This is a genomic window from Flavobacteriales bacterium (assembly GCA_016715895.1).
Taxonomy (GTDB): domain Bacteria; phylum Bacteroidota; class Bacteroidia; order Flavobacteriales_F; family PHOS-HE28; genus PHOS-HE28.
Window position 1 is genome coordinate 1,861,473 of sequence record JADJXH010000003.1, and the last position, 12,309, is coordinate 1,873,781.

Annotated in this window: 9 protein-coding genes; 7 read left to right on the forward strand and 2 right to left on the reverse strand. The window is 65.7% G+C overall.

The window, feature by feature from the left end; genetic code table 11:
• Positions 1–80 precede the first annotated feature (80 nt).
• From IPM49_08080 to IPM49_08095, 4 genes are all read left to right on the forward strand, one after another.
• Positions 81–1,922 carry a hypothetical protein gene (locus IPM49_08080; protein ID MBK9274482.1) on the forward strand — a complete coding sequence of 614 codons (1,842 nt, stop codon included), beginning with the start codon at positions 81–83 and terminating at the stop codon, positions 1,920–1,922.
• A 75-nt stretch (positions 1,923–1,997) separates the two neighbouring features.
• Positions 1,998–3,758 (forward strand): hypothetical protein, encoded by a 1,761-nt coding sequence (locus IPM49_08085; protein MBK9274483.1) that lies wholly within the window; start codon positions 1,998–2,000, stop codon positions 3,756–3,758.
• 148 nt (positions 3,759–3,906) lie between these two features.
• Positions 3,907–5,781, forward strand: coding sequence for a T9SS type A sorting domain-containing protein (locus IPM49_08090; protein ID MBK9274484.1), 1,875 nt, complete (start codon positions 3,907–3,909; stop codon positions 5,779–5,781).
• Between the two features lie 135 nt (positions 5,782–5,916).
• The gene (locus IPM49_08095) at positions 5,917–7,749 is read left to right on the forward strand and encodes a T9SS type A sorting domain-containing protein (protein ID MBK9274485.1); all 1,833 of its coding nucleotides are present in this window, start codon (positions 5,917–5,919) and stop codon (positions 7,747–7,749) included.
• Positions 7,750–7,799: 50 nt separating this feature from the next.
• Here IPM49_08095 and IPM49_08100 read toward each other — a convergent pair whose 3' ends face one another.
• Entirely contained in the window at positions 7,800–8,564 is a 765-nt protein-coding gene (locus tag IPM49_08100; protein MBK9274486.1) for an ATP-binding cassette domain-containing protein, read from the reverse strand.
• Positions 8,561–9,301: an ABC transporter permease gene (locus tag IPM49_08105; GenBank protein ID MBK9274487.1), complete on the reverse strand. Its 741-nt coding sequence runs from the start codon at positions 9,299–9,301 to the stop codon at positions 8,561–8,563. The genes IPM49_08100 and IPM49_08105 overlap by 4 nt, the downstream gene beginning before the upstream one ends.
• Positions 9,302–9,606: 305 nt before the next feature.
• On the opposite strand from IPM49_08105, the gene IPM49_08110 reads away from it, so the two are divergent.
• From IPM49_08110 to ygiD, 3 genes are all read left to right on the forward strand, one after another.
• Entirely contained in the window at positions 9,607–10,242 is a 636-nt protein-coding gene (locus tag IPM49_08110) for a SprT-like domain-containing protein (GenBank protein ID MBK9274488.1), read from the forward strand.
• 13 nt (positions 10,243–10,255) lie between these two features.
• Positions 10,256–11,347, forward strand: coding sequence for a mannose-1-phosphate guanylyltransferase (locus IPM49_08115; GenBank protein ID MBK9274489.1), 1,092 nt, complete (start codon positions 10,256–10,258; stop codon positions 11,345–11,347).
• A 131-nt stretch (positions 11,348–11,478) separates the two neighbouring features.
• The gene (gene ygiD / locus IPM49_08120; protein ID MBK9274490.1) at positions 11,479–12,309 is read left to right on the forward strand and encodes a 4,5-DOPA dioxygenase extradiol; all 831 of its coding nucleotides are present in this window, start codon (positions 11,479–11,481) and stop codon (positions 12,307–12,309) included.

Sequence of the window (12,309 nt, forward strand, 5' to 3'; positions counted from 1 at the left end):
GTCACAAAGGCCTTTCGTTACCCTGCTTCGTGGATGCAGCTTCGGCCCGGGTCAGCGTCCGATCGCCGGCCCCAACGCCGATGCGGAACCCTGTGAACTCCATTCTTCTTTGCCTGGCCAGCACGATGGTGCTTGCCCAGGAACCCGTGCAGCAGATGCCGTCGTGCTGGAACACCCGGGCACCCATGGCCCCGGCGCATGGACATGAACCACCGGAAGCGCTGACGGCTGAACGGTCGGCCGCTGCGGTGCTCTGGTCGGAGGACTTCGAGAACGGCCTGGGCGGCTGGACGGTGAACACCCAGACCGGGGCGGTGTCGTGGCAATTGACCAGCACCGGGAACACGGGCGGGTTCACGCCCGGTCCGCTGCAGAGCACCACCGGATATCCGGGCGGGTCCTGGATCGTGGCGGATTCGGATGAACAGGGCACGGCGGGGGTGGCCGAGAACACGACGATCACCTCGCCCCCGATCACCGGGCTGGACACGGTCCCCTTCATGCTCCTGCGCTTCGAGCAGAGCTTCCGCCAGCTGAACAACGATATCACGCAGGTGGAGGTGAGCAGCGATGGTGGAAGCGACTGGACCGTGTTCCCGGTGAACGGTGATGTGCCGGGCAACCAGAGCACGCCCGGCTCACCCGTGAGCGAGACGGTGGTGTTGAACATCAGCAGCGCGCTCAATGGCGGCTCGGGCGACATCCGGATCCGCTTCCACTGGCTCAGCTTCGAGGGCTTCACCTACAGCTGGCAGGTGGATGACATCGCCCTGCTGACGGTGGAGGCGAACGACCTCCGGCTGATCTCGGCCACCTATGCCGACTGGAGCCCCGATGAGCCCGACTTCGACGGCCTTCCCTACTCCATCTACCCGATCGATGAACTGCGGGAACTGAAGTTCAAGGCCGTTGCGATCAACAACGGGTCACAGCCACAGACCAACGTACGGCTGAAGGCCGACATCGACGGCCCCGGCACCAACGACGTGATCCTCTACAGCGCGCCGATCACGCTATCGCCGGGTGCGGTGGACAGCCTGTACATCACGGGCTACACCCCGGTGGCCGCGCTGGGCACCTACCTGCTCCAGCTCTCCGTGGTGCAGGACGAGCCCGAAGCCCTGCCGGACGACAACGGGAAGGTGATGCGCTTCGAGGTGCAGGTGGACCGCTTCGCGCGGGACGAGAACGCCATGCAGGGCGACCGCGACAACGGCACCGACCCCTACGAACTGGGGAACTGGTATCACATCCGTTCGTCCGACCACACGCTGTACGCGATCGAGGTGGCCCTGAGCGCGCGCACCGACCCGGGTACGCTCATCTCCGCATCGCTCTATGATGAGGAGTTGGAACTGCTCATGAGCACCGAGGAGCACGAGGTGCTCGCCAGCGAGCTGAACCTCCAGGGCCAGCATGAGTTCATCACCCTGCCCCTGGTCGCACCCATGCCGCTGGACGCGGATAACGACTACTTCGTGGCGGTGACGCACTATGGGGGCACCGAGGAGGTATGGACGGCCACCAGCGGCACGAGCGCGCCACAGAGCTCGTTGATCTTCGACGGCGGCAGCGGGCAGTGGTTCTATGTGACGGTGACCCCGATGGTGCGGATGAACTTCGATCCCGCGGCGGGCGTGGCCGATGACCCGGCCCGGAGGCTCGGGCTCGTGGCGGCACCCAGCCTGTTCGACGACCGCACGACGATCAGGTTCGAACTGCCCGTGGCGTCGCCGGTGCGCTGGGAACTGCATGATGCGGTCGGCCGCCTGGTGCGATCGGGCGATGCAGGCCGACTGGCCCCGGGGGCGCACGCGATCGAACTGCCCGCGGGGGAGCTGGCACCCGGGGTGCATGCGTTCACCCTCATCGATGGCGAGCGACGGTCCACGATCCGCATCGTGCGCAACGGGGCGCGGTGACCGGACCGGTCGTGAGCGGCGAAGCCCCCGGATGACGGGGGCTTCGTGCGTTGCACCGGGCTATCTTTGGCGGCCATGACGCGCCGCCCCCTGCCCGGTACTCCGCCCTTCCGGGCCCTCTTCGGCCTCCTCCTGCTCACCCTGACCTCCACGGATGCTCGGGGGCAGGTGTGCGTGCTCAGCGAGGACTTCAGCGCTCCGACGCTGCCGTCAGGATGGGACATCGGACCGGATGTGGAGCGCATCGACGCGAACGGTGCGGGCACGGGTGAGTTCGTCCCGGCCTGGCGCGTGGGCACCGCCACCGAGGCCAACGCCTCGGGCTACTTCCCCGTGCCCGATGGACCGGTGGACAACCGCTTCATCATGGCGAATGATGATGCACCACCCTGCGACTGCGACCTGGACAGCGCTCAACTGACCACTCCGGCCATCGACCTGAGCACCGCGGATCGAACGGTGCTCACCTTCCGGTTCTTCCTGGATGGTGCGTTCGGCGGGGATAGCGCATGGGTGGAACTGACCCTCGATGGCAGCTCCTGGACCCGGGTGGCCGACCTCGGGGCCGGTAACGCTTGGCAGTTCCGCACGGTGGACCTTTCGGCCGCCGACGGAGCTCCGGCGGCACGGTTGCGGTTCCACTGGACCGACCGCGGTGGCTGGGCGTCAGGCCTGGCCTTGGACGATGTATGCGTCCGGGGCCGTGCCGCGCATGACCTGGCGCTGGAGTTCCTCTCGTTCGGCGACCTGCGCTCCTCTCCCTTCAGCAGCGCTGCGGTCGGACTGGACCCGGCGGAGGTTCCGGTGACCCAGGCAGCGTCCCCTGCCTTCACGGTGGTGCTGCGCAACAAGGGCCACCTGCCCCTTTTCGGAGCCCACGCCAGCGTGTCCCTTGCGCTCAACGGAGGCCCGCAGGGACAATGGTGGAGCGACACCCTTGTGCTGCTGGCGGCGAACGACGCGGACACGGTGGTGGTGCGAACGGACTGGACGCCGACGGGTCCAGGTGTGCTCATGGCCACGGCCACGGTCGCCACGGGGGGGTCGGAGGACGTGCCGGGCGACGAGACCGGATCCGTGCAACGCACCCTTACGGCGGCGGGATGGGCGGATGGTGACGGCGCCTACGCGCAGCGCACAGGGTCCACACTGGCGGGTCTCGATGCCGGTGGCGCGGGCTATATGGCCGGATGCCGCTACGAGATCCAGGCGGACGATCAGGTGCATGGCCTTGGTGTACGCCTGGACGCAGGGACCGAGGTGGGCGCTTGGGTGATCGGACACCTCTTGAACACGGACCTGCAGCCCATCGCGAGCACGGACACCATCCGCATCACCGACGCCGACGTGCAGGTGGGCCTGGCCTGGGGCTGGTCCTTTCTGCCGTTCGATGCACCGGTGCCGGTGATCGGCGGCACCGATGTGCTGGCGATGGTGGAACAGGTGCCGGACAGCGGGCTGGTCCGCCTTGCCCTCGGCGGGGATGTCCGGCCCGGAGCGGCCTTGGTGCGGGAGCTGAGCGCCCTCGCGTGGAGCTACCCGCTGCGGGCTCCCTTGGTACGCCTACACCTTACCCCGGTCGCAGCTTCGGTGCCCGAGCCCACCCCACGCGCTGAACTGGCCATTCGGCAGGACGATGAACTGCTGACCATCCAGGCCCCGTGGCCCATCCGGACGATCCGGGTGCTCGACGCCACAGGGCGGACCGTTCGGGTGCAGGGCCCCGACGGAGCGATGGCCGCTGTGACCCTGGGCGGCCTGGCCGAAGGAGCCTACCTGCTGATCGTGGAGGGACAGGACGCACAGGCCACGGCGCGGTTCGTACGGACACGGTGAGCCCTGCTCCCGGGTGCAGGGCCGAACGGTTCCGTCGATCTGAGGAACGGGTTGCTTGCGGAAGCAGCGGGATGGCTACCTTGGGCGTCCTTAATCCGGAACAACCCTTCAACCGATGGTCACTCGATACACGACAGCCCTTTCGTTCATGGGCCTTGCCATGCTGGCGGGCGCCCAGTGGGTCCGCAACACGCCGGCCCGTTCCACGTTCGGTCCCGATGAAGCCACGCCCCTGCGTGCCAAGCCCCTGAGCCAGGGCCAGGCCAAGGCCGGCGGCGACGTGGTGTTCTATGAGGACTTCGCCAATGGCCTCGCCGGCAATAACGGAGTCGGCGCCTGGACGGTGGCCGGTCCGGACGGAAACCTCTGGGTGCATCAGTTCACCGGGCCGAACGGCGCCTACAGCGATCCCGCAGGCGAGATCATCCAGTCCGAAAGCGTGGCCAATGGCTTCATGCTGTACGCGGCCGACTCGGCCAACTGCACCTGGGCCGGCCAGACCCCCACGGCGAACGCCACCTTCGTGAACTGGGAAGGCTCCCTGGTGAGCCCGACCATGGACCTCAGCGCCACGCCCTTCGTGCAGCTCGAGTTCCAACAGGCCCGTCGTTACTGCTGCGGTGATGCTCCCTACTTCGTGGAGGTGAGCACCGATGGTGGTGCCAGCTGGCCCTTCCGCTTCGACGTGAACAACGGCACCACCGCCAACACGGGTGTGGACATCGACGTGCGTTCCGTGAACCTGTCCCAGGCGATCGCCGGCAACCCGGCCAACGTGCAGATCCGCTTCTTCTTCGATGGCGCCACGGCCGGCACATCCCACTACCACTGGCAGGTGGACGACGTGCGCATCATCGAGCTGTACGAATACGACCTGTCCATGACGGGCGCGGCGGTGACCCAGTGGGACCCGGCCACCTCGCTGACCTACGATTCGCTGCGCTATTCGCTCTACCCCTTCAGCCAGCTCCGCCCGGTCGGCCTGAACATGACCGTGCTGAACAATGGCTCGCTGGATCAATCGAACGTGACGGCCAACTTCCTCGTGGAGCGTGCGGGCACCATGGTGCTGGACCAGGACCAGACGATCGCCAACTTCCCGGCCGGTGACGTCCAGACGATCTTCGTGAACCCGGACTTCACGCCTCCGGCCGTTCCCGGCACCTACGATGTGACGTACACGATCAGCTCCGGCCAGGTGGACAACACCCCGAACGACAACGACGGTGACGCTTCGTTCGGTGTGGCGGAGTTCGACTACGCACGCGACCTGGGAACGGTGGCCTCCTTCGAGGACGGCAACGGCAACAACGACCCGTACGAACTGTGCAACGGCTTCCACATCTCCAGCGCGACGGACCTGTACGGCATCAAAGTGGCCCTGCGGAACGGAGGTACGGGCACCGTGGGCCTGTTGATCCGCGGCACCCTGCGTGCCGGCGACCTGACGACCATCATCGCCCAGACCGCCGAGCACGAGATCGTGGCCAGCGACCTGAACGGCGCCAACGGCAACAAGTTCATCCCGCTGGTGTTCGATACGCCGCAGCCCCTCGATGCCGGAAGCGACTACATCGTCTGCATCGAGCACTTCGGTGGTGGCCAGCTGCGCATGGGCCAGAACGGCGTCAGCGAGGAGCAGTCCTCCTTCATCTACTTCGATGGACCGAACGGCCTGGATTGGTACTTCACCACCACGACGCCGATGGTCCGCATGAGCTTCGACCCGAGCGTCTCCATCACCGAGGCCGATCGCGCGGGTGGTGTGGGCCTGGGTCAGAACCTGCCGAACCCGGCCGATGAGAGCACGGTGGTGACCTTCGAGCTGAAGGAGTCCAGCGCCACGACCCTCGAGGTGCGCGACCTTAGCGGCAAGCTGGTCCGCCTGAACGACCTGGGCAACCGCGGTGCCGGCACCCACCGGGTGACCATCAACACGGCCGACCTCACGGACGGCGTGTACTTCTACTCCCTCACCGCCGCCGGGCAGCGCCTGAGCAAGCGGATGGTGGTGGTGCATTGATCGAAGACCATCCCTGCGGAAGCCCGGCCCTGTGGTCGGGCTTCCGCTTTTTGTGGACGGAACGTTCGACAACGATCGAAGCGCCAGGCGCGGAACGAGCAAGTACCTTGGCTGAACAACGAACCTACCCCGACCATGAACAGAACCCTACTCGCGCTGATCGCCATGGCGGCCGCCCATGGCTTCCTGAACGCACAACACGTGCGCAGGGTGCCCGCACTCCCGGAACAGAAGCACGACGGTCCGTCGATCGCACCGACCGTCCGACCGACGGTCAACCCCAAGGGCACCGCGTTCTTCAACGAACCGTTCGACAACGACCTGAACGGATGGACCGTGGTGAGCGGCATCGGAACGCTGGATTGGGCATGGACCAACAGCGGCCCGGGTCCCACGGCCAGCACCTATCCCGTACCACCGTTGAACACCAGCACGCCGAGCGGTTGGGCGATCATCGATGACGACTACCTCGGAACACCGGGCCAACAGGCCGAGAGCAGCCTTGTGAGCCCGGTCATCGACCTCAGCGCGGCCCCGGCGAACCTGAAGGTGGAGTTCGACCAGTACTTCCAGGAGTTCTCGGACCCGGACGTGGAAACGTGGGTCGGGGTGAGCACGGACGGGGGCACCAGTTGGGATGAGGTCCTCATCAACGAAGGCGTGGGCCGTGACGGGCGACCGAACCCCGAGCAGATGGATGTGGACATCAGTGCCTGGGTGGCCGCCAACCCCTCCAACGTGCAGCTCCGCTTCCGCTACCTGGCCACTTGGGACTATGGCTGGCAGCTGGACAACATCGCCATCCGCGAGCTGCCGAACAACGACATGGCCCTGGTCTCCTTCGCCAAGACCGATTTCGACTTCGACCTCACGGGCGTGGCGAACATGGACTACAGCATCTATCCACTGTCGCAGATCCGCCCCATGCAGATGTCGGGCCTGCTGAAGAACAAAGGCTACCTGGCGCAGACCGGGGTATCGATCACCACCACGGTCAGTGAACCCGGCGGTGCGAACGAGGTGCTGAACGGCGGTGGATTGACCTTCGCCCCCGGCGAGACCGTCTCCGTACCGGTGACGGGCTACACGCCGCCGAGCACCGTGGGCAGCTATTCCCTGGATAATGTGGTGACGCAGAACGAAACGGACGAGGTGCCTTCCAACAACACGAGCACGGACCAGTTCGAGGTGAGCACGACCACCTGGGCCCATGACGACGGGGCGGTGCAGTCCTTCATCCTTCAGGGCCCGGACTTCGCCGGTGAGCAGTTCGGCGTGGGCAACCGGTTCGATCTGGTGGCCGACGCGCAGCTGGTGGGCGTGCAGGTCGCGATCCACGACACCACGGAGGCCGGCACCCTCATCGCCGGGGAGATCTACGATGCGGACGACATCCTCCTTGACCAGACGACCGACCACGAGATCCTGTCCTCTGAACTGAACAGCGTGGGCGGAAGCACCTTCATCACCCTGACCTTCGATGCACCGGTGGACCTGTTCGCCGGCAACGCCTATCTGGTGATGGCGCATTACTTCGGCGGACCCGAGGTCGTGGGCTTCGCCACCAGCGGGACCAGCGCGGCGCAGGTGAGCATCGTGCACTACCCGGACGACCCGCAGGGCAATTTCTTCTACTACGTGACACGCACCCCGATGGTGCGGGCGATCCTTGCCGGTCCGATCGGCATCGATGAGGCGAACGGCCTTCTGGCCCGTGCCCCGCTGGCCTGGCCGAACCCCGCCACCGAGCAGACCCGACTGAGCTTCGAACTGTTGCAAGCGGTACCCGTGCGCGTCGAACTGTACGCGGTCACCGGTGAGCTCGTCCACGCCGCCGACCTCGGTCACCTGAGCGCCGGCGAGCAACAGCACATGATCGACGTGAGCGACCTGTCCCAGGGCCTCTATACCTGGACGCTGGACCTGGACGGGCGCCGGTTCAACGGCCGCCTGGCCGTGCAGCGCTGATCCCTGACCGACCCCTGCGAAGGCCCCGCCCCGGCGGGGTCTTCGTGCGTTCAGGCCTGACCGAGGAGCCCTTTCCGCGCCTGCCGCATCAGTTCGCTGGCGAACACGAAGGCCTTCAGTTCCTCATTGTCCGAGGCCAGCAGCGCGTTGCGGTCCCCGGTCCACCAGCATCGGCCGGTGTGCAGGAAGAGGATGTTCTGCCCCGTCTCGATCACCGAGTTCATGTCATGGGTGATCACGATGGTGGTGGTCCCGTATTCCTCGGTGATCTCCTTGATCAGCTCGTCGATGAGGATGGAGGTCTGGGGATCGAGCCCACTGTTGGGCTCATCGCAGAACAGGTACTTGGGGTTCATGGCGATGGCCCTGGCGATGCCGACCCGCTTCTGCATGCCGCCGCTGAGCTCGGCCGGGAACAGGGCGTCCTTGCCCACGATGTTCACCCGTTCGAGGCAGAAGCGCGCACGCTTCTCCATCTCGGCCACGGTCATGCTGGCGAACATGCGCAGCGGGAACATCACGTTGTCCAGCACGGTCATCGAATCGAACAGCGCCGCGCTCTGGAAGAGCATCCCGATCTCCTGGCGGATGGTCCGTTTGTCGGCCATGTCGAGCTCATGGAACGGACGTCCATCGTAGAGGACGCGGCCCTGGTCGGGACGGTGAAGGCCCACGATGCACTTGGCCAGCACGCTTTTGCCACTGCCGCTCTTGCCGATCACCTGGTTCACCACGCCCTTGGCGAAGGTGGCCGTGATGTCCGTGAGCACACGTACGTCGCCGAAGCGCTTGCTGAGCCCGATGACCTCGATCATATGAGCAGCAGCTGCGTGAGCATGTAGTTGGCGATGAGGATCACCACGCTGCTGTACACCACGGCGGTGGTGCTGCTCCGGCCCACTTCAAGCGCTCCTCCGTGGGTGTGGTACCCGTGATAGGCGGCCACGCTGGTGATGATGAAGGCGAACACGACCGTCTTGATCAGGGCATAGGTGACGGTGAAGGGATCGAAATCCCACTGGAGGCCCTGGATGTAGTCGTTGGGGGCCACCACACCGGTGAGGGCGCTCACCGCCCAACCGCCGAAAATGCCGAGGAACATGCTGATGACGATGAGGAAGGGGTTGATCAGCATGGCCGCCACGATCTTGGGGAGGATGAGGTAACTGGCACTGTTCACCCCCATGATGTCGAGCGCATCGATCTGCTCCTTCACCCGCATGGTGCCGACCTCGGCGGCGATGTTGCTGCCCACCTTGCCGGCAAGGATCAGCGAGATGATGGTGGGGCTGAACTCCAGGATCACGCTTTGTCGCGCGGTGAAGCCCACGACATAGTCCGGGATCCAGGCCGCATCGATGTTGCTGGCGGTCTGGATGGTGATCACCGCACCCATGAACACCGAAAGGAGTGCGACGATACCGAGGCTCTTGACACCGAGCTGATCGACCTCCTCGGAGACCCTGCGGCCATAGAGGCTCATCCGTTCCGGTCGTCCGAACACATGGCCCAGGAACTCCAGATACCGCCCGATATGGAAGAGGATATTCATGCGCCCGAGGCGAAAATAGGTCCCCTGATCCGAGCACCCTTGGCCTCCGGGCCCCGAAGAGGTGTTCCCCTACCTTTGCCGGCCATGTGGTGTGCCCGGTCACCCCGATCGTTCCCGGCCCTGTTGGCGGTGTTCCTGTTGGTGGCACCGCTGCTGGGGGCCTGCGCATCACGCCCCCCCCACGTCACCAGGCACAAGCGCGGTCGCAAGTGCGACTGCCCCAAGTGGGACCATCGCCCGCCCGCAGGCCCGCGGGACTGGCGGCACCACGCATGGACCCCCTGCCCCGGGCCCCGGCACCTGGCATGAGCTCCACGAGCGGACCGGAAGCACTGCGCGAACGACTGCCTGCGGGTGCGGTGCCGGTGGTGCTGGACTGGCTGCAGCGCAACCGGGTGCAGGTGCGGATCACGGGGCGCCGGGCCACGAAACTGGGCGACTACCGCACCCCCGTGGCCGGCCGGCCGGCGCGCATCTCGGTGAACCGGGACCTCAATCCCTACGCCTTTCTGGTGACCCTGGTGCATGAGTTCGCCCATCACACCACCTTCGAGCGCTCCGGTCCCCGGGTGCGCCCGCACGGCATCGAGTGGAAGCGGACCTACGCCGAACTGATGCGCCCGTACCTGGCACCGGCCGTCCTGCCCGAGGATGTGCGCACCATCCTGATCGACCACCTGAACGATGCCACGGCCAGCAGCTGCTCCGACCCGGCACTGGTCCGGGTGCTGCGGCGATATGATGAGCGCGTCCTCCCGCTGCTTGAGGAGATCCCGGAGCGCACCATCTTCCGCTTCAACGAGAAGCTGTTCGTGAAAGGCATCCTGCGGCGCTCCCGTGTGGCCTGCCGCTGCCTGAACGACCGGCGCACCTATACCATCGACCGGCTCGCCGGCGTGGAAGTGGGACCACCAGTGCCGATCGTCCTCCATGAACCATGAACGAAAAGACACGATGACCGACCCTCGTACCTATTGTGTGATCATGGCAGGCGGTATCGGAAGCCGGTTCTGGCCCATGAGCCGGACCGCCTATCCGAAACAGTTCCTGGACTTCCTGGGCCTTGGACGCACGTTGATCCAGCAGACCTACGACCGCTTCCTGGCGCTCTGCCCGCCGGAGAACATCCTGGTGGTGACCAACGCGCAATACGCGCCCATCGTGAAGCAGCAGCTCCCCGCCATGAGGGACGAGCAGATCCTGCTGGAGCCGGGCCGTCGCAACACCGCCCCTTGCATCGCCTACGCGAACCATGTGATCGCCAAGCGCGACCCGGATGCGCGCATCATCGTGGCCCCCAGTGATCACCTCGTGATGAAGGAGTCCGAGTTCCACGATACCGTACGCCTCGCCCTCCGGCAGGCCACCGACCACGACTGCCTGGTCACGCTCGGCATCATGCCCAACCGACCGGACACGGGCTACGGGTACATCCAGTTCGTCGAGGAGCAGGGCACGGCCCATCCGCGCGTGAAGCGCGTGCGCACCTTCACCGAGAAACCGGACCACGGCACGGCCCAGCGCTTCATCGAGAGCGGCGACTTCCTGTGGAACAGCGGCATCTTCATCTGGACGGTGCGGAGCATCCGCAAGGCGTTCCAGCAGCACCTGACCGACATGGAGCGTGCCTTCGAAGCCGGCCGCGATGCGTACGGGACACCGGCGGAACACGCCTTCATCGCCGGCGTCTACGCGGACTGCGCCAACATCAGCATCGACTACGGGGTGATGGAGAAGGCCGACAACGTCTTCGTGGTCACCAGCGATTTCGGGTGGAGCGACCTGGGCACCTGGGGCAGCTTGTACACCCACCTGCCTCACGATGACACCGGCAACGCCGTCGTCGGGCAACAGGTGAGGCTCTATGACTGCGCCCGCAACGTGGTGCATGTGCAGGACGACCGGTTGGTGGTGCTGCAGGGCCTTGAGGACCACATCGTGGTGAGCACGAACGATGCGCTCCTGGTGGTACGCAAACATGACGAGCAGAAGATCAAACAGTTCGTGAACGACGCCACCGCCGAGTGGGGCGCGAAGTACGTGTGATCAACGGTCGGCGCCAGCACGGGGCGAAAGGCCGCACCCGGCGATCACTTTCCATGTAAACTATCTTTGCGCCCATGCACCGAAGGCAGTTCCTCGGGCTGGCGGCTTTCGCGTCCAGTGGTGCACTAGCGATGCGCTTGACGGAATTCCGCCAGCTCGCCAAGGACCACGGCAAAGGCCCGGTGATGCCCTCCATCTTCATCGGGCATGGAAGTCCGATGAACGCCATCCAGGACAATGATTTCACCCGGTCGCTGGCCCGTCTTGGCGAACGGCTGGACAGGCCGAAGGCGGTGCTGGTGGTGAGCGCGCACTGGCTGACCCCTGGCCGGACCTTGGTGGCGGTGCACCCACGGCCGGAGACCATTCACGACTTCGGCGGGTTCCCCGATGCGCTGTATCAGGTGCGCTATCCGGCACCAGGCGCTCCGGAGGCGGCACGCATGGCCGCAGCGGCGGTCAGGAGCGTGAAGGTGCACGAGGACCATGAGATGGGGCTGGACCACGGTGCCTGGTCGGTGCTGAAGCACATCTGGCCGGCCGCCGACGTGCCGGTCTTCCAGATGAGCCTGAACTGGGGCCTTTCGACCTCCGGGCACCATGCCCTTGCCGGGGAATTGAAGGCCTTGCGCAACGATGGCATCCTCGTGCTCGGCAGCGGGAACGTGGTGCACAACCTGGGCCGCTTGAACTGGACCGCCCCCGACGCACCCGCTTACGATTGGGCGCAGGAATTCGATGCGTTCGTGGCGGACCGCCTGGAGGCGGGGGATCATCAGGCCTTGATCGCCTACCGCTCGCTGGGATCGGTGGCCGATCTGGCCCACCCCACGAACGACCACTACCTGCCACTGCTCTACACGGTGGGGACCGCCAGCGATGGTGATGTCCTGGATCGGATCCATTCCGGTTTGGAGATGGGCAGCATCAGCATGCGGAGCTTCATGCTCGCCCGGAGCTGA

Excerpts from the sequence above, each read along its gene's own strand:
- IPM49_08080 (MBK9274482.1), top strand. The coding sequence starts at position 81 with ATGCGGAACCCTGTGAACTCCATTCTTCTTTGCCTGGCCAGCACGATG.
- IPM49_08085 (MBK9274483.1), top strand. The coding sequence starts at position 1,998 with ATGACGCGCCGCCCCCTGCCCGGTACTCCGCCCTTCCGGGCCCTCTTC.
- IPM49_08090 (MBK9274484.1), top strand. The coding sequence starts at position 3,907 with ATGGGCCTTGCCATGCTGGCGGGCGCCCAGTGGGTCCGCAACACGCCG.
- IPM49_08095 (MBK9274485.1), top strand. The coding sequence starts at position 5,917 with ATGAACAGAACCCTACTCGCGCTGATCGCCATGGCGGCCGCCCATGGC.
- IPM49_08100 (MBK9274486.1), bottom strand. The coding sequence starts at position 8,564 with ATGATCGAGGTCATCGGGCTCAGCAAGCGCTTCGGCGACGTACGTGTG.
- IPM49_08105 (MBK9274487.1), bottom strand. The coding sequence starts at position 9,301 with ATGAATATCCTCTTCCATATCGGGCGGTATCTGGAGTTCCTGGGCCAT.
- IPM49_08110 (MBK9274488.1), top strand. The coding sequence starts at position 9,607 with ATGAGCTCCACGAGCGGACCGGAAGCACTGCGCGAACGACTGCCTGCG.
- IPM49_08115 (MBK9274489.1), top strand. The coding sequence starts at position 10,256 with ATGACCGACCCTCGTACCTATTGTGTGATCATGGCAGGCGGTATCGGA.
- ygiD (MBK9274490.1), top strand. The coding sequence starts at position 11,479 with ATGCGCTTGACGGAATTCCGCCAGCTCGCCAAGGACCACGGCAAAGGC.